Here is a 15,876-nt window from a genome sequence, read left to right as displayed (position 1 = left end):
TCGCGGGTGGCCAACGCCTCGACGCGGTAGTCGAACAGGTCGTTCAGGTGGTCCGAGCCATCAAAGCGCAGCAGGCTGAGCGTATCGGCGCCAAGCGCGGTGGTCAGGCGGCCAAGGCGCTCGGTCTGCTTGAAGGGGGCGTTCATCAAAAAATCTCACAACTATACACCTGCGCGCTTAGCCGAAATGCCGATAAAGAGACAGTCCTAAGTCTCAATTCCAGCCCCAGCAGCAGAACAATGATGACAAATCACTGATCCCCTTGCAGCCTGAGGCCGAGCATCGAAAGTTCCGGCCCGCAGAGTATCCGGCCAGCGAATGTACGTGGTGGCGCCATGCTGTGACGCCGGTCGCTGCGGCGGCTATCATCCGAATCAAGGCCGCTCTGGCCTCCTTGGCAATATGACCCGGCCATATGACAATGCGCCGTTCAATGGAGTTCCCGATGCAGATTGTGATCCTCTACGCCTCGACCCTGCTCGTTTTCCTTGCCCTCGACATCCTCGGCATCACCCAGATCATCCGGCCGGTTTTCGAGCGTCATGTCGGCGATCTCTTGGCCGATCCCTTCCGGGTGGTGCCAGCCGCGGTCTTCTATGCGGCCTATATTGCCGGGCTGCTCTATTTCGTCTCGATCCCGGCGCTGGCCGAGGACCGGCCGGTCAAGGCGCTGATCGGCGGGGCGCTGCTGGGGTTGATGTGCTATGGCACCTATGAGTTCACCAATTACGCCACCCTGCGCGACTGGTCGATGCAGCAGGTCGTCACCGACACGCTCTGGGGTGGCTTCCTCACCGGGGTCTCGGCCTGGGCCGGGGTCGGCGTCACCCGCTGGCTGACATGAGGGCGCTGGTCTTCGGCGACAGCGGCGGCATCGGCGCGGCACTGGCCGGGGCGCTGCGGCAGGACGGTGCGGAGGTGACGGGTCTGTCCCGCCGCAATGGGCTGGAGCTGACGGATCAGGACAGCATCAGGCGGGCTGCGGAGGCGCTGGCGGATCGCCGCTTTGATCTGATCGTCAATGCCACAGGCGCGCTGGTCATCGACGGACATGCGCCCGAAAAAACCATCGCCGCAACCGATGCCGGGGCCATGGCGGCGCAATTTGCCCTGAACGCGACAGGGGTTGCCCTGCTGCTGCGCCATTTCAGCCCGCTGATGGCCAGAGGCCAGCGCGCGGTCTTCGCCTCGCTTTCGGCGCGCGTGGGGTCGATCGGCGACAACGGCCTTGGCGGCTGGATCAGCTATCGCGCGGCCAAGGCGGCGCAGAACCAGATCATCCGCACCGCGGCCATCGAGATCACCCGCAAAGAGAAACAGCATATCGTCGTCGCCCTGCATCCCGGAACGGTGGCCACGCGGCTTTCCTCAACCTATGCCGACCGCCATCCGACGATCTCGCCGAACGAGTCCGCCAAGGCCCTTCTGGCATTGATCGCACGGCTGACACCCGACGACAGCGGGACGTTCTGGGACTGGAAGGGCAAGCGGATCGCGTGGTGAGGCGGTCAGGTCAGCGCCGGCGCGCGTGGAGGAGGCCCTGCACTGCCAGCAGCAGGATGCCAGCGCCGGCCAGCAGCGCGACAGCGCGCGTTTCGGTCCCCCAGTTCGACGCGACGATGCCGACCAGCGCCCAGGCAACCGCCACGGAATAGCTGGCCGCCCCGGGCCGGCGCGCCTGCACCCAGAGCGCCACGGCCAGCACGGCAAGGATCAGCAGAATGGCCGCCGGAACCGCCGACAGGATGCCATAACCGCTCAGCAGCACCGCAATCGCCACACCCGTCGCCGCCGTCAGCCAGCCGGCATAGAGCCCGACCGGACCGACCTGCCAGACCGGATCGGACGGACCCGCGCGCAGGAAGGCCATGACCCCTGCCACGGCCATCACCACGATCATCACGGTGGCCAGAACCGGCGCGGCATTGGCGGCGGCGATCCAGAACGTGCCGACGACCAGACTGATCAGCAACGGCGCGCGCATCGCCTGCCAGCCTGCATCCGTTGGTGCCTTCCACAGGCCCCAGACGCTGGCGGCGATCAGCCACAGATAGATCACCCCCCAGATCGAGAAGGCCCAACCCGCCGGCTGCACCGGCCAGCGGTCCTGAACCACGGGAAACTGATCCGGGGTAAAGCCGTTGAACCCGTCGCTGGCCAGTGGCGACAGGGCGAACAGGACCGCGAACAGAAGCGTCAGATGGGGCAGGTATCGGGTCATTCTCTCACCAGTCTCTTGGTCAGGCGCAGCGCGAGCCCATAGGGCAAGGCGCGCAGCAGTTTCAGCGGCAGGGTCAGCCGGCGCGGGAAATGCACCTCGAAGCCGCGCCGGTCCAGCCCTCTGATGATCGCCTCTGCGGCCTCTTCCGGCTGCATCAGCGCGGGCATGTCGAACTCGTTCTTCTCGGTCAGCCGGGTGGCGACGAAGCCGGGGCTGATCAGCCTGACATCGACATCGGGCGCCAGTTCGGCGCGCAGGCTTTCGGCCAGATTGATGACCCCCGCCTTGGTCGCGGAATAGATCTGCCCCTGCGGCAACCCGACATAGCCAGCGACTGAGCCCGTCAGGGCCAGTTGCCCGCCCGGACGCAGCAGCGGCACCGCCGCGCGGGCAAAATTGAAACAGCCGGTCAGGTTGACGGTCACGATCTGACCGGCGCGATCCGGGTCGATCTGCATCACCTTGCCCGGATCATAAAGCGCGGCCAGCGTCACCGCCCGGTCGAGCGGCCCATCCGCGCCGATCTGACGGGCGGCATCCGCCAGACTGTCGCGGTCGGTCACGTCGCAGGGCAGGACCTCGGCCCCGCCCAAGGCCGCAGCCAGGTCCGCCAGCCGGTCCCCGGATCGCGCCGACAGGATCAGCCGCGCCCCGCGCCGCGTCCATTCACGGGCCAGCGCCGCGCCGATGCCCTCGGATGCACCCATGATCCAGATGCGCTCGCTCATCGGACCACCTCACGCATGGGCCAGCCGGTATTGCACCACATCCGTCCGCCCGACCGAGAACGAGGCGATGCAGGCCGCCAGATAGAACCGCCAGACGCGGATGAAGGCCTCGTCAAAGCCCATCGCCCGCACCTCGGCATAACGCGCCTCGAAGCGGCCCAGCCAATGGGCCAGCGTGCGGGCATAGTCGCAGCCGAAACCGAAGGCATCCTCGACGCGCAGCCCGGCGCGTTCGGCCTCGGTCTGGAACCGCAGGGGCGAGGGCAACATGCCGCCGGGAAAGATGAAGCTGCGGATCATGTCGCCGCCCCTGCGATAGCGGTCGAAATAGGGATCGGCGACGGTGATGGTCTGGATCATCGCACGGCCCTGCCGGGTCAGCGCATCGGCCAGCTTGCCGAAATAGACGGGCCAGAACCGCTCGCCCACCGCCTCGAACATCTCGATCGAGACGATGTGGTCAAAGCGGCTCGTCTCGTCGCGGTAGTCCTGCAGGGCGATCTCGGCCCCCTGCCCCAGCCGCGCCCGTGCAAACGCGGCCTGTTCGGTCGAGAGCGTCAGCCCCTTGGGCGCAAAGTCACCGCGCTCCAGCGCGCGTTCGGCAAAGCCGCCCCAGCCGCAGCCAATCTCCAGCAGCCGGCCCGAGCGACCGGACAGCCCGTCGATGATCCGGTCGTATTTCCGCCGCTGCGCCGCCACCAGATCATCGCCCTCGGCAAACAGCGCCGAGGAATAGGTCATCGTCTCGTCCAGCCACAGCCCGTAGAACGCATTGCCCAGATCGTAATGCGCCGCGATATTGCGCCGCGATCCCGCCCTCGTGTTGCGGTTCAGCAGGTAGAGCAAGCGCAAGCCCAGCGCCTCCAGCGGCTTGCCGTAGATGTAATGCTCGAGCGCCGCTTCGTTCCTCAGGCCGAAGGTCAAGAGCGCGGTCAGGTCGGGCGTGTCGCACCAGCCGTCGCGATAGGCCTCGGTCAGCCCGATATCGCCCCTTGCCGCCAGCGCCGGCACCATGAGCCAGTCATGGATGGTCAGGGCGGCATCTGGCCCCGGCTCTGCGCCGGCAAAGACCCGCTCGGCACCGTCGGGCGTGGTCAGGCGCAGCTGGCCCGCGCGGATGCCCTCGAGGCTGCGCAGGAACTGCGACCGGATGCGCTGGTCAAACATCGTCACTCTCCGGGGTGCTGGCCTGCGACGCGCGCAGGGAAAGTTGCGGTGGCTTCCTGCGATAGCGGATGCCGCGTGCCGCCATCTTCGCCGCCTGCCAATGGATCAGCCCGGTGACGCGCAGCGGCTGCAGGGGATGCGACAGGGCGGCGCGGCGCAGGCTGGCGCGGGTCAGGGCACGCGCGGGCCCGACCATCGAGGTCTGCAGCCGCAGCCCCCCACCCGCGCCGAACCAGTCGACCCAGGCCCCGAACCGCCCCGGCCCGGCATCGAAGCGAAAGACATAGCGCCCCTCGCGCGGCAGGAAGGGCGAGACATGAAACAGCTTCTCGCCCGTCAGCCGGTCGCTGCGGGTGATGACGCGGTTGTCGGCATGGCGGCAGAGGTAGAGGTGGCTTTCGCCGAAGGTATTCGAGACCTCGGCCAGCACCGCCCGCAGGCCGGCCTCGTCGCGCGCCAGCCAGAAGCTGACCGGGTTGAAGCCATGGATCAGCCCGCGCGGCATCGTCACCAGCGCGCTGCTGCAATGGCCCAAGCCCACCGGCGACAGTTGCGCCCGGATGAACGCGGACAGCGCACTGCCATCGCGCACGCCGTAATCCCGCCGCCTGATCCGCCACAGACCCGGATGGTCGGGACGCAGCGGCAGGCCACCCGCCTCCAGCGCATCGAGCGGCAGTGCCGCATAAAGCGCGCGATAGCGGAACTGCCGCGCCACATCGCCGGCGCGGGCGTGCCAGATCGCGGCATCGATCAGCGCGCCATTCCACAGATCGACGCTCATGTGGCGACCTGTTTCGGCAGGGCCCAGGGATCGGGCCCCAAGGGCCAGTCGATCCCCAGCGACTGCGCCACGCGGAGCGCCGACAGCAAGCCATCCTCGTGAAAGCCATAGCGGGTCCATGCGCCCGCATAATGCACCCCGCCGCGCCCCTGGATGCTGTCCAGCCGCGCCTGTGCGGCAATCGCGGCGCCGTCGAATTGCGGATGGGCGAAGCTGGCCTCGTCATGGATCTGCATCGGCTCGATCTCGGGGTTCAGCGTCACGATCAGCGGGCGCGGCGTGGTCAGGTTCTGCAGCCGGTTCATCCAGTAGGACAGGCTGATCGGCCGATCCGTGGCCGGCGTCGCGCCACGGGTGACATAGTTCCACGAGGCCCAGGCCGCGCGCCGGCGCGGCATCAGCCGGGGATCGGAATGCAGCACCATCCGGTTGGCCTGCGTGCGCAGCGCGCCAAGGATGGCGACCTCCTCGGGGTCCGGGCGATCCAGCATCGCCAGCGACTGCGGCGCATGGGTGGCGAAGATCACGCGGTCGAAGCGCTCGTCCCCCTGCGGGCTGGTCACGATGACGCCCCCGGACGCGCGCCGCACCGAACGGACCGGACAGGACAGCCGCAGATCCCCCCGAAGGCGCGACAGGATCGCGCTGACATAGGATTGCGAGCCGCCGCTGACCGTCAGCCATTGCGGCTGGCCATTCACCGATAACAGCCCGTGATTGTCGAAGAACCGGACGAAGGCGCTGGCCGGGAACTGCATCATCTCGGCGGTCGGCGTCGACCAGATCGCCCCCGAGATCGGCAGCAGGAAGCGGTCGCGGAACTCGGTCCCCAGCCCGAGCGTCCCGATCAGCTCGCCGATGCTGCCCTGATGCGCGTGATGGCCGGGCGCATGGCGGAAGAAGCGCAGGATATCCCGGATCAGCCGCCAGTGGCCCGCATCCATCAGGCACAAGGGCTGCGCGAACATCGCGCGTGTCGAGAAGGTGCCATATTCATAGCGCCCGCCGTCGAAGCTGGCCGAGAAGGACATGTCGCTTGGTTCCAGCGCCACGCCCAGATGCTGCATCAGCGGCACGAACAGCGGATAGGTCCGCCGGTTGCAGACGATGAAGCCGGTATCGACCGCCGCCCCCCCGGCGCGGACGGTGCGGGCATGACCGCCGGCGCGCGGCTCGCGCTCGAACAGGGTGATGTCGTGATGCGGGTCCAGAAGCCATGCGGCCCCCAAGCCAGATATACCGCTGCCGATGATCGCGATGCGGCGTCGTTCGGGCTGGTTCAATCAGGTCCTCGCATCAGATCGACCAGACCGGGCACGAGGGGACACAGCAACGTCTGGTCATTCCGATCTTTCATCTCCTCCCCATTTGAACAGTCTATCAGATCGGCCGCAACCACCCCAAAGTGCTGCCTTTCACAAACCGGCGGATTGCCGCGAGATCGCGCCGCGCTTGGGCCGGCCTCATGGAAGCACCGATCACCACATGACTGCAGAACGCCAGATGAACCCGCTCCTGTCTAGGCCTTCCGAGGGACGTCACGATCGGGCGGGTGATTGAGACACAAGACGTGGCGCCGCCGTCCGAAGCGAACAGCAGTGCCCCTGCGCGCGCCAACAGAAGATGAAAGAGTGCCCCCATGCCTCGCAGGGCAGGCGTTCGCTCAGGCCTTGCGCCCCATCAGCCACAGGAAGAACAGCCCGCCGGTCAGGCCGGTGACGACGCCGATCGGCATGTCCTCGGGGGCCATGACGACGCGGGCCAGCGTGTCGGCCAGCACGAGGAAGATCGCGCCGAGCAGGGCCGAGAGCGGCAGGACGCGGGCATTGTCGCCGCCGGCGATCAGCCGGACGAGATGCGGCATCATCAGACCGACAAAGCCGATGATGCCCGAAAAGGCCACCATGACGCCGGTGATCAGCGCACCGGCAACGAAGACCGACAGGCGGAACCGGGCGACGGCGATGCCAAGCGAGGCGGCGGTTTCATCGCCAAGTGACATGGCATTCAGGGCCGGGGATTGCGACCAGAGCCAGAGACCGGCGGGCAGCAGCACGGCCAGTGGATAGAGAAGATGGCTCCACTGTGCCAGACCAAGGCCGCCGAGCATCCAGAAGACGACCGTATGCGTGGCCTTGGGATCGCCGAGGAAGATCAGGATATTCGCCCCGGCCATGATGATGAAGCTGATGGCGACACCGGCAAGGACCAGCCGGTCGGCCGATGTGGACCCGGTCAGGCGCGCCGCCGCAAGCACCATCAGCGTCGCGGCAAGCGCCCCGCCGAAGGCCATCAGGGGAACCGTCAGAAGACCGAGGAACAGACCGGTATGCAGCAGCGCCGCAATGGCGCCGAAGGCCCCGCCCGAGGAGATGCCCAGAAGATGGGGATCGGCGAGCGGGTTTCGGGTCACTGCCTGCAGCGCCCCCCCGGTGATCCCCAGACCGGCGCCGACCAGCGCGGCCAGAAGGGCGCGCGGAAAGCGGATGTCCCAGACAATGCTCTCGCGCCCCGGCGACCAGTCGGGGGTGACGAGGCCGGGGGCAAGATGGTCGACGAGGATGCCCCAGACCGTGGACAGCGGCACCGGAACCGCACCGACCGAGACGGCGACCAGCACGGCGGCCAGCAGAGCACCCCCCGCGCCAAACCCGAAGGCCGCCCGTCGGGTCAGACGCAGAGCGGGGCTGGCACTCGGAACGAGGGGGGTCTCGGTCATGTTCAGTCGACCTTGAATCCGGCGACCAGCTTTTCGACGGCGGCGATGTTGCGGGGTCCGGGCGTCGCCTCGATATAGTCCAGCACGACGAAACGGTCGTTCTTCACCGCGTCGATAGAGGCGAAGGCCGGGTTATCCTTCATGAAGGCGATCTTCTGTTCGGCGGTCACATCGCCGTAATTGACGATGACGATCACCTCGGGATTGCGCTCGACCACCGGCTCCCACGCGATCTCGGCCCAGCTTTTCTCCAGATCGTCCATGATGTTGACGCCGCCGGCGGCCTCGATCAGCGCGGTGGGCATGGCATAGCGGCCAGCAGTAAAGGGCGCGGCCTCGCCGGAATCATAGACGAAGACCCGCAGCGGCGCACTGCGATCGACGCCCGCTGTGATCTCGGCAAGGCGGGTCTTGTAGCCTTCGACCAGTTCCTCTGCCTTGGCGTCCACGCCGAAGATCGTGCCGAGGTTCAGGATGTCATTATACATGTCCTGCATCGACGATTTCTCCTTCGGCCCGATATGGATGCAGCTTTCGGTCAGTTCATAGGTCTGGATGCCAAGCGGCGCCAGCGTTTCGGGCGTCACCTCGCCGCCGACCTTCATGCCGTAGTTCCAGCCCGCGAAGAAGAAATCCGGCTCGGCACCCGCAAGCACCTCCTTGGTCGGGTATTTGGCGGCCAGCTCGGGCAGTTCGGCGACGCCCTTGCGCATCTCGGGGTCCAGCGTCTTCCAGCCCGAGATGCCGGTATAGCCGATCATGCGGTCGCGCAGGCCCAGAACCAGCATCATCTCGGTCAGGTTCACGTCGTTCGAGATTGCCCGGACCGGGGCGGCGTCGAAGGTAATCTGGCGGTCGCAGCTTTGCACCGTGACCGGAAAGGCCAGTGCGGGCGCGGCCGAGAGCAGAAGGAAGGCAAGCATCAGCTTCATGTCAGTGTCCCTGAAGATGGAAAGAAAAGCGCGGTGTGGTGCCCGAGCGGTCGACGCGGGCCGAGACGTTGAAGGCCCGGGCGATGGTGGCCTCCGACAGCGCCAGGTCGGGCGGGGCATCGGCGATCACCCGGCCCTCATGCAGGATCAGCATCCGGTCGGCGAATTCGGCGGCCAGCGTCAGATCGTGCAGCGTGGTGATGACGGTCAGGCCAAGACCGCGCAGCAGGGCCAGCAGTTCCAGCTGATGCCGGATATCCAGATGGTTGGTCGGCTCATCGAGGATCAGGACGCGGGGTTCCTGTGCCAAGGCGCGGGCGACCATGACGCGCTGACGTTCGCCGCCCGACAGGGTGCCGAAACTGCGATGGGCCATCTGCCTCAGATCCATGCGCGCAAGGCAGGCCTCGACCACGGCATGATCCGTCGCGCCGGGGCCAAACCCCTTGCGATGCGGCAACCGGCCCAGGGCCACGATCTGCCACGCGCTCAGCGCAAAATCGGTCGGTTGTTCCTGCAGCACGGCGGCGACGATCCGGGCGGCTTCCGGCGCGCTCATCTGCCAGAGATCGCGCCCCGCCAGCCGCACCGTTCCCTTGCGCGGCGCCTGATAGCGGTAGAGCAGCCTGAGCAGCGACGACTTGCCCGCCCCGTTCGCACCGCAGATAGCGATCACCTCGCGCTCGGCCACCGAAAAGCTGATCTCGCTGAGGATGTCGGCCTGACGGCGCGGCCCCCATGAGACGCCGGCGAGTTCGATGATGCGGGCCGGATCGCGGGTCACTGGACCGGCCCTTGCCGCGTCACGATCATTGCGGCGGGGATGCGGGCAAGGGTGCTGTCGCACAGCCGGTCGGGCAGGTCGCGGCCGTTCATCCAGCCATCCTCACGGGCGGCGTAGAGGCGCGAGAAGACCAGCAGGTCGTCCATCGGCTGTCCGGGTTCGATATCGCCGAAAAGCCATGTGGCCTTGGCCGTCGCGCGCCAGCCGACCACGCAGGGATTGCCATGCGCCGGCACGCATCCGGCAAGGCAGGCAGTGCCCGAAACCTCGAAACTGTCACCAAGCCCGGCGGCCGCGATCGCCGCCCGCAGCCGTTCGATCAACCTCAGGCCGGGCTGACAAGTGGCACCTTTGTGCTTGCAGGCCTTGCAGACCAGAATCTGATGCGGCGCGGATTGCGCCACGACATAGGGGTGCGTGGCCAGCGGCCGGCGCGGGAAAGCGTCCATCGAAATCTCCTTCCGGGACTCCCCGCCCGGGTCGGTTGGTTCCTTCGATGGCAGGTCTCCTGACTTCGCGGGTCAAGGCTTCCCCCACCTTCCCGACCCGAAAGGGGTCAGTGGCATCGGGGGTAACTCGCCGCTTACAGTTGCGGGGGCAGTCACGGATTTGGCGCCTTTTGGCAGCGCCTCACCGTATTCCCTTTTCACCCGGCCGCGTTTGATCTGGCCGGGAACCATCGCGGATTTCATGGCGCAACAGGATGCTGATCGTCAATCGAAAAAATCGGCGTCTTGCGGTTGTCGACCGGCAAAAGAACCAACGCTGCTGCTGTTCCAAGCAAGCGGCCACACAAGCAGCCTCGACGCCAAGAGAACCAAGGCTTCCGGCCCGGTTCAGACAAGCGGCCATCTGACGCAGGCCCTGCAAGCTCGCCGTTTGGCCGCGACCCGGGCGTTGATACCACCTGACCCGCCCAGGATTCCCGGAGGCTCATCCCCCTGATCTGTGCGAGGGCGCCGGACGGCGGATCCGGCGCAGTACCCCGGGGCGATCAGGCCGCCAGCATCTCGGCCACTTGCGTTGCCAATGCCCGACCCAAGGCCAGATTGTTCTCGACGGTGAAATGGATGCCGTCGCAGCCGTCGGTCGAGATGACCGAACCGGCGTCGAAGAACCCGATCTTCATGAAATCAGCCATGGCGCGATATTGCGCGGCCAGCGCGGTGGATTTTTCATGCCCGCCCTCGAACATGCCCTGGAAGTAGGGATGCGGCATCGGGGTCAAGGGCGGCGGCGCGACGACCAGTGCCTTGGGTGCCGGATAGGGTGTGCCCACGCCGCCGGCTGATGCGCCGATCTGCCCGACCAGCTTGGCCATGCCATTCGCGATCTCATAGGGCGTGCGACGAAAATAGGATTTCGTGTCATTGGTGCCGAGCATGACGATCACCAGATCAAGCGGCAGGTGGCTGGCCAGCGCGGCGGGCAGATAGGCACTGCCATTCAGCCGCGGATCGTTGGGGTCATCGAGGCTGGTGGTGCGGGCGCTCAGCCCCTCCTCGATGATGTGATAGCCCTCGCCAAGGCGCGCAGCCATCGCGCCGGTCCAGCGATCGGGATAGGGATAGCGCAGGGTCGGCGCGCCTTCGGTCACGGGAATCCAGCCCCAAGTCAGGCTGTCGCCATAGCAGAGGATCGATTTCTGGGGGGTCATCTGGTCAATCTCCTTGTGTGAATGTCAGGAGCGTCTGCTGCGCCAGCTGGAACGGCTGGCGGCCATCAGGTGCAAAGCCCCTGCGCGATCAGCCTGCCAGAACTGGCGCCGCCGCGGCAAGGATCGGCCGATCTCGCCCCACTGGCGCGCCGCCCGCCGCCATCGAACCCGTCTGCACCAGTGCGGCCAGCGCCGTCAGCCCGCACCTGTGCCGCTCGGCTCCGCTGCGGGACGCAGGACTGGAACAGAGGTCGCGGAAATCTGCAACGGCAGACCAAAACCATCGATCTCGACGGCGATGGCCTCGCCCGCCCGCAGTGGCCTCAGCGACAGGCCCGACAGGGCGGTCAACGGATGGATCAGCCCGTCGCCGGGCTTGCCCGCGGGCAGCGGCTTCAGGGTCGGGTTCACGACCAGCCTGACCTCGGATCGAGGCTGACCGCCGGCCAGGACACGCAGCAGCGCGCCCTGCCCGACCGGCAGCGGCTCTGGCTGCAATTCAGGGCCAGGCAGCGGGGCGCCCCGCCCCAGCAGCACCAGCGCCGCGCCAAGGCGGAAGCCCGCGCCGGTCGGGCCAAAGAGGAAAAGTTCGGCCAGATGGACGCCGTTTCCCTCGGCACAGGAGGGCTGCAACCGCCCCGGATCGGGCAGGGTCAGCACCGGTAGAAGCCGCCCTTCAGCCCTGAGACCTGGCAGGTCGAGGGCGGGACCGAGCGGCTGGCGCGCGATCTGGCGGGTCAGGCTGTTGCCCTGCCGGATCGCCAGCCGCGCCAGATCCGGCAGGTCCGTGACCCCGCTCAGCAGCGCGGCTTCGGTGCCGTTGCGGATGACGGTGCCGATGCTGCCATCGGCACGCCGGATCTGCGACAGCAGCATGGGTGTCAGGCCCGGTTCTTGTTCACGACATCGAAGATCACGGCGGCCAGAAGCACCAGGCCCTTGATGACCTGTTGCCAGTCGATGCCGATGCCCAGAATCGACATGCCGTTGTTCATCACCCCCATGATGAAGGCGCCGATCACCGCGCCGACCACGGTGCCCACGCCCCCGGCCATCGAGGCCCCGCCGATGAAGACGGCCGCGATCACGTCGAGTTCGAAGGCGACGCCGGCCTTGGGCGTGGCGGTGTTCAGCCGTGCGGCAAAGACCAGACCCGCCAGCGCCGCCAGCACGCCCATATTGGCGAAGGTCAGGAAGACCAGCCGGTCGGACTTGATCCCCGACAGGGTCGCCGCCTTGGCATTGCCGCCGATGGCATATATGCGCCGCCCCAGCGTCGTGCGCTGCGACACAAAGCTGTAGATCGCGATCAGCAGCGCCATGACGATCAGCACATTGGGCAGTCCACGGAAATTCGCCATCGACCAGCTGACCCAGACCAGCGCCAGAAAGATCGCGGCATTCTTGGCGGCGAAGAAGGCAAAGGGTTCCTCGGCCACGCCGGCAGCTTCCTGTGCGCGGCGGTTGCGGACCGCCAGCCACAGGATCAGCGCGGCTACCGCGATGCCCACGACCAGCGAAAACACATTCGGCCGCCCGACCCCGAAGAGATCGGGGATGAAGCCCGAGGCGATCAGCTGGAACTGCGCCGGGAAGGGCCCGACCGATTGCCCGGCCAGAAGCCACAGCGCCAGCCCCTTGAAGACCAGCATCCCCGCCAGCGTCACGATGAAGGAGGGGATCTTCCAATAGGCGATCCAGTAACCCTGCACCGCGCCGATCAGCCCGCCAACCGCAAGGCAGATGATCCCCGCCAGCATGAAGGGAACATGGAACTGCACGATCATGATCGCGGCCAGCGCGCCGATGAAGCCGCAGACCGAACCCACCGACAGGTCGATATGGCCCGAGACGATGACCAGCAGCATTCCCACCGCCATGATGACGATATAACTGTTTTGCAGGAACAGGTTCGTCAGGTTCACCGGCCGGAACAGGATGCCGCCGGTGGCGATCTGGAAGAACAGCATGATCGCGACCAGCGCGAAGAGAATGCCGTATTCGCGGATATTGCGCTTGATGAAGCCGAAGGTCGATTTGCCGGGCTGGCCTGCCTCGGTGCGGCTTGCTGCCTGATCGCTCATGATGCGGCCCTTTCGATTTCCTCTTCATCCACCAGGTCGCGGCCGGTCTGGATGATGATCGACATGATCTTTTCCTGCGTCGCCTCGGCTGTCGGCATTTCGCCCACCAGCCGGCCCTCGTTCATCACCAGAATGCGGTCGGTGATGCCCAGAAGCTCGGGCATTTCCGAGGAGATGACGATGATCGATTCCCCCGCCGCCGCCAGATCGCGGATGATGGTATAGATCTCGTATTTCGCGCCGACATCGATGCCACGCGTCGGTTCATCGAGGATCAGGATCTTCGGATCGGCAAAGAGCCATTTGGCCAGAACCACCTTTTGCTGGTTGCCGCCCGACAGGTTCACCGCCCGCTGTTCAATCGAGGGTGTGCGGATGTTGATGCGCTTGCGATAGCCCTCGCCCACCTCGGCCTCGCGCTCGGCATCGATCACGCCCCGGCGCGAGATACCCGGCAGATTGGCCAGCGGAATGTTGCGGCGGATGCTTTCATCCAACACCAGCCCCAGCGACTTGCGGTCCTCGGTCACATAGGCCAGCCCCGAGGCGATGGCGCGCGGCACCGTGGTCAGATCGGCGGGCTTGCCATGGATGGTGACGGCGCCGCTGACATACTGGCCCATCGAGCGGCCAAAGAGGCTCATCGCCAGTTCGGTCCGGCCCGCGCCCATCAGCCCGGCAATACCCAGCACCTCGCCCTTTCTCAGGGTGAAGCTGGCATTGTCGACCATGCGGCGCCCGTCACGGGCGGGGTCGGCAATGGTCCAGCCTTTCACCTCCATCACCACCTCGCCGATCTTCGGTTCGCGCGGGGGATAACGGTCCGACATGGCGCGGCCGACCATGTCGCGGATGATCTGGCCCTCGGACACCATCTGGTCGTGATGCGCCACGGTCGAGCCATCACGCAGCACTGTAATACTGTCGGCCACCTGACTGATTTCATTCAGCTTGTGCGAGATCAGGATGGCGGTCATCCCTTCGTCACGGAAGTTGGCCAAAAGCTTCAGCAAGGCCTCGCTGTCATGTTCATTGAGCGACGAGGTGGGCTCGTCGAGGATCAGCAGATCGACCTTCTTCGACAGAGCCTTGGCGATTTCCACCAATTGCTGCTTGCCCATGCCAAGACCGCCGACCTTCTGCTCGGGGCTTTCATGCAGCCCCACCTTGGCCAGCAATTCGGCGGTGCGCCGGTTGGTCTCGCGCCGGTCGATGACGCCGCGCCGGGCGATCTCGTTGCCCAGAAAGATGTTCTCGGCAATCGTCATTTGCGGGACCAGCGCCAGTTCCTGATGGATGATGACGATGCCCTTTTCCTCGCTGTCGCGGATGCCCTGAAACGCCATCGGCTGCCCGCGATAGAGGATCTCGCCCTGATAGCTGCCATGGGGATAGACCCCCGAAAGCACCTTCATCAGCGTCGATTTGCCGGCACCGTTCTCGCCCACCAGTGCCCGGATCTCGCCCCGGCGAACGGTGATGTTCACATCATCCAGCGCCTTGACGCCCGGAAATTCCTTGGTGATGCCGCGCATGTCCAGAATGCTGTCCAATCGGCCCTCCCTGCCGCTGGTCAAAAAGGGCGCGGGCAGACCTGCCGCCCGCCCGCGCCCGAGGTTCAGGCGATCAGTTCTCGACCTGCTCTTTGGTGTAATAGCCCGAGCCGATCAGCACCTCTTCCCAATTGGCCTTGGTCACGGCAACCGGTTCCAGCAGATAGGAGGGCACGACCTTGACGCCGTTGTTGTAGGTTTCGGTATTGTTGACCTCGGGCTCGCCGCCCTTCAGCATGGCATCGACCATGCCGACGGTGACGCGGGCCAGTTCGCGGGTGTCCTTGAAGATGGTCGAATATTGCTCGTCCGCCAGCATCGACTTGACCGACTGCACCTCGGCATCCTGCCCGGTGACGATGGGCATGACCATGTCGCCCGAGCCATAACCCACGCCCTTCAGCGACGAGAGAATGCCGATCGACAGCCCGTCATAGGGCGACAGCACGCCGTTCACATGCTTGTCGGTGTAATTCGCGGACAAAAGGTTATCCATCCGCGCCTGCGCCACCGCGCCATCCCACCGCAGCGTGCCGACCGTATCCATGCCCATCTGGCCCGAGCCGATGACGACCGAGCCGTCATCGATCAGCGGCTGGATGACCGACATGGCGCCATCATAGAAGAAATAGGCATTGTTGTCGTCGGGGCTGCCGCCAAACAGTTCGACATTCCACGGCTTCACATCCGGGAAACGCTCTTTCAGGCCGGCGACCAGTGTATTGGCCTGCTCGACACCCACCTTGAAGTTGTCGAAGGTGGCGTAATAGTCGACATCCGGCGTGTCGCGGATCAGGCGGTCATAGGCGATGACCTTGATCCCGGCGGCCTGAGCATTGGCCAGCGCGTTGGACAGCGTGGTGCCGTCGATGGCCGCGATCACCAGAACGTTCACACCCTTGGTGATCATGTTCTCGACCTGGGCCAGCTGGTTCGGGATGTCGTCATCGGCATATTGCAGATCGGTCGTATAGCCCGCCTCCTCGAACTGCTTGACCATGTTGTTGCCATCATCGATCCAGCGCGCCGAGGATTTCGTCGGCATCGAGATCCCCACCATGCCCTCGGCCCAGCCCGGCGCCGCCAGTGCCAGCACCGAGACCATCGCCAGGGTAAGTTTCCGCAAAGTCTTCATCGTCGTCTTCCCTCCCGGATGACCGCCTGTCGCGGCCTTTCGCTGATTGCGACCGGGTTCGCAGGCTCCGGCCGTCACAGCGAACTATAGGCCCGGCTTTCATGCCAGAATA

The 15,876-nt window shown here is 65.9% G+C and carries 16 protein-coding genes and 1 riboswitch; of the genes, 2 read left to right on the top strand and 14 right to left on the bottom strand.

Going from position 1 to position 15,876, the window contains the following annotated elements:
* Positions 1–445 precede the first annotated feature (445 nt).
* Both Q1A36_RS19350 and Q1A36_RS19345 read left to right on the top strand, forming a co-directional pair.
* Positions 446–844, top strand: a complete 399-nt coding sequence (locus Q1A36_RS19350; protein ID WP_299847489.1) for a DUF2177 family protein — start codon at positions 446–448, stop codon at positions 842–844.
* The gene (locus tag Q1A36_RS19345; RefSeq protein WP_299847487.1) at positions 841–1,503 is read left to right on the top strand and encodes an SDR family NAD(P)-dependent oxidoreductase; all 663 of its coding nucleotides are present in this window, start codon (positions 841–843) and stop codon (positions 1,501–1,503) included. The genes Q1A36_RS19350 and Q1A36_RS19345 overlap by 4 nt, the downstream gene beginning before the upstream one ends.
* Positions 1,504–1,513: 10 nt before the next feature.
* Here Q1A36_RS19345 and Q1A36_RS19340 read toward each other — a convergent pair whose 3' ends face one another.
* From Q1A36_RS19340 to chvE, 14 genes are all read right to left on the bottom strand, one after another.
* Entirely contained in the window at positions 1,514–2,221 is a 708-nt protein-coding gene (locus Q1A36_RS19340) for a hypothetical protein (RefSeq protein WP_299847485.1), read from the bottom strand.
* Complete coding sequence (locus Q1A36_RS19335; protein WP_299847483.1) at positions 2,218–2,949, bottom strand: SDR family NAD(P)-dependent oxidoreductase; 732 nt, start codon at positions 2,947–2,949, stop codon at positions 2,218–2,220. Before Q1A36_RS19335 ends, Q1A36_RS19340 begins: the two co-directional genes overlap by 4 nt.
* A gap of 9 nt (positions 2,950–2,958) precedes the next feature.
* The gene (locus Q1A36_RS19330) at positions 2,959–4,116 is read right to left on the bottom strand and encodes a cyclopropane-fatty-acyl-phospholipid synthase family protein (RefSeq protein ID WP_299847493.1); all 1,158 of its coding nucleotides are present in this window, start codon (positions 4,114–4,116) and stop codon (positions 2,959–2,961) included.
* Positions 4,109–4,900 carry a DUF1365 domain-containing protein gene (locus Q1A36_RS19325; RefSeq protein WP_299847481.1) on the bottom strand — a complete coding sequence of 264 codons (792 nt, stop codon included), beginning with the start codon at positions 4,898–4,900 and terminating at the stop codon, positions 4,109–4,111. The genes Q1A36_RS19330 and Q1A36_RS19325 overlap by 8 nt, the downstream gene beginning before the upstream one ends.
* A complete protein-coding gene (locus Q1A36_RS19320; protein WP_299847479.1) occupies positions 4,897–6,183 on the bottom strand; it encodes an FAD-dependent oxidoreductase in 1,287 nt (428 codons plus the stop codon). The genes Q1A36_RS19325 and Q1A36_RS19320 overlap by 4 nt, the downstream gene beginning before the upstream one ends.
* A gap of 380 nt (positions 6,184–6,563) precedes the next feature.
* Positions 6,564–7,619: an iron ABC transporter permease gene (locus Q1A36_RS19315; protein ID WP_299847477.1), complete on the bottom strand. Its 1,056-nt coding sequence runs from the start codon at positions 7,617–7,619 to the stop codon at positions 6,564–6,566.
* A gap of 2 nt (positions 7,620–7,621) precedes the next feature.
* Positions 7,622–8,551: an ABC transporter substrate-binding protein gene (locus Q1A36_RS19310; protein ID WP_299847475.1), complete on the bottom strand. Its 930-nt coding sequence runs from the start codon at positions 8,549–8,551 to the stop codon at positions 7,622–7,624.
* 1 nt (position 8,552) lies between these two features.
* Positions 8,553–9,335: an ABC transporter ATP-binding protein gene (locus Q1A36_RS19305; protein WP_299847473.1), complete on the bottom strand. Its 783-nt coding sequence runs from the start codon at positions 9,333–9,335 to the stop codon at positions 8,553–8,555.
* On the bottom strand, positions 9,332–9,784 hold the full coding sequence (locus tag Q1A36_RS19300) for a DUF1636 domain-containing protein (RefSeq protein ID WP_299847471.1): 453 nt from the start codon (positions 9,782–9,784) through the stop codon (positions 9,332–9,334). Before Q1A36_RS19300 ends, Q1A36_RS19305 begins: the two co-directional genes overlap by 4 nt.
* A 31-nt stretch (positions 9,785–9,815) precedes the next feature.
* A riboswitch (cobalamin riboswitch) is annotated at positions 9,816–10,031 on the bottom strand.
* Between the two features lie 298 nt (positions 10,032–10,329).
* Complete coding sequence (locus Q1A36_RS19295; protein WP_299847469.1) at positions 10,330–10,992, bottom strand: SGNH/GDSL hydrolase family protein; 663 nt, start codon at positions 10,990–10,992, stop codon at positions 10,330–10,332.
* Between the two features lie 195 nt (positions 10,993–11,187).
* Positions 11,188–11,868: a hypothetical protein gene (locus Q1A36_RS19290; protein ID WP_299847467.1), complete on the bottom strand. Its 681-nt coding sequence runs from the start codon at positions 11,866–11,868 to the stop codon at positions 11,188–11,190.
* A gap of 5 nt (positions 11,869–11,873) precedes the next feature.
* Positions 11,874–13,076, bottom strand: coding sequence for a multiple monosaccharide ABC transporter permease (gene mmsB, locus Q1A36_RS19285; protein ID WP_299847465.1), 1,203 nt, complete (start codon positions 13,074–13,076; stop codon positions 11,874–11,876).
* Positions 13,073–14,629, bottom strand: coding sequence for a multiple monosaccharide ABC transporter ATP-binding protein (mmsA, locus tag Q1A36_RS19280; protein ID WP_299847463.1), 1,557 nt, complete (start codon positions 14,627–14,629; stop codon positions 13,073–13,075). The genes mmsB and mmsA overlap by 4 nt, the downstream gene beginning before the upstream one ends.
* Before the next feature lie 73 nt (positions 14,630–14,702).
* On the bottom strand, positions 14,703–15,764 hold the full coding sequence (gene chvE, locus Q1A36_RS19275) for a multiple monosaccharide ABC transporter substrate-binding protein (RefSeq protein ID WP_299847461.1): 1,062 nt from the start codon (positions 15,762–15,764) through the stop codon (positions 14,703–14,705).
* Positions 15,765–15,876: the final 112 nt, after the last annotated feature.

The sequence above is a fragment of the uncultured Paracoccus sp. genome (assembly GCF_947487305.1).
Classification (GTDB): Bacteria; Pseudomonadota; Alphaproteobacteria; order Rhodobacterales; family Rhodobacteraceae; genus Paracoccus.
The sequence above is the reverse complement of the archived record's forward strand: the minus strand, read 5'-3'. Positions and strand labels throughout refer to the sequence as shown.

Bases quoted from the DNA above. Each gene is read 5' to 3' on its own strand.
- Q1A36_RS19350 (WP_299847489.1), top strand. From the start codon at position 446: ATGCAGATTGTGATCCTCTACGCCTCGACCCTGCTCGTTTTCCTTGCC.
- Q1A36_RS19345 (WP_299847487.1), top strand. From the start codon at position 841: ATGAGGGCGCTGGTCTTCGGCGACAGCGGCGGCATCGGCGCGGCACTG.
- Q1A36_RS19340 (WP_299847485.1), bottom strand. From the start codon at position 2,221: ATGACCCGATACCTGCCCCATCTGACGCTTCTGTTCGCGGTCCTGTTC.
- Q1A36_RS19335 (WP_299847483.1), bottom strand. From the start codon at position 2,949: ATGAGCGAGCGCATCTGGATCATGGGTGCATCCGAGGGCATCGGCGCG.
- Q1A36_RS19330 (WP_299847493.1), bottom strand. From the start codon at position 4,116: ATGTTTGACCAGCGCATCCGGTCGCAGTTCCTGCGCAGCCTCGAGGGC.
- Q1A36_RS19325 (WP_299847481.1), bottom strand. From the start codon at position 4,900: ATGAGCGTCGATCTGTGGAATGGCGCGCTGATCGATGCCGCGATCTGG.
- Q1A36_RS19315 (WP_299847477.1), bottom strand. From the start codon at position 7,619: ATGACCGAGACCCCCCTCGTTCCGAGTGCCAGCCCCGCTCTGCGTCTG.
- Q1A36_RS19310 (WP_299847475.1), bottom strand. From the start codon at position 8,551: ATGAAGCTGATGCTTGCCTTCCTTCTGCTCTCGGCCGCGCCCGCACTG.
- Q1A36_RS19300 (WP_299847471.1), bottom strand. From the start codon at position 9,784: ATGGACGCTTTCCCGCGCCGGCCGCTGGCCACGCACCCCTATGTCGTG.
- Q1A36_RS19295 (WP_299847469.1), bottom strand. From the start codon at position 10,992: ATGACCCCCCAGAAATCGATCCTCTGCTATGGCGACAGCCTGACTTGG.
- Q1A36_RS19290 (WP_299847467.1), bottom strand. From the start codon at position 11,868: ATGCTGCTGTCGCAGATCCGGCGTGCCGATGGCAGCATCGGCACCGTC.
- mmsB (WP_299847465.1), bottom strand. From the start codon at position 13,076: ATGAGCGATCAGGCAGCAAGCCGCACCGAGGCAGGCCAGCCCGGCAAA.
- chvE (WP_299847461.1), bottom strand. From the start codon at position 15,764: ATGAAGACTTTGCGGAAACTTACCCTGGCGATGGTCTCGGTGCTGGCA.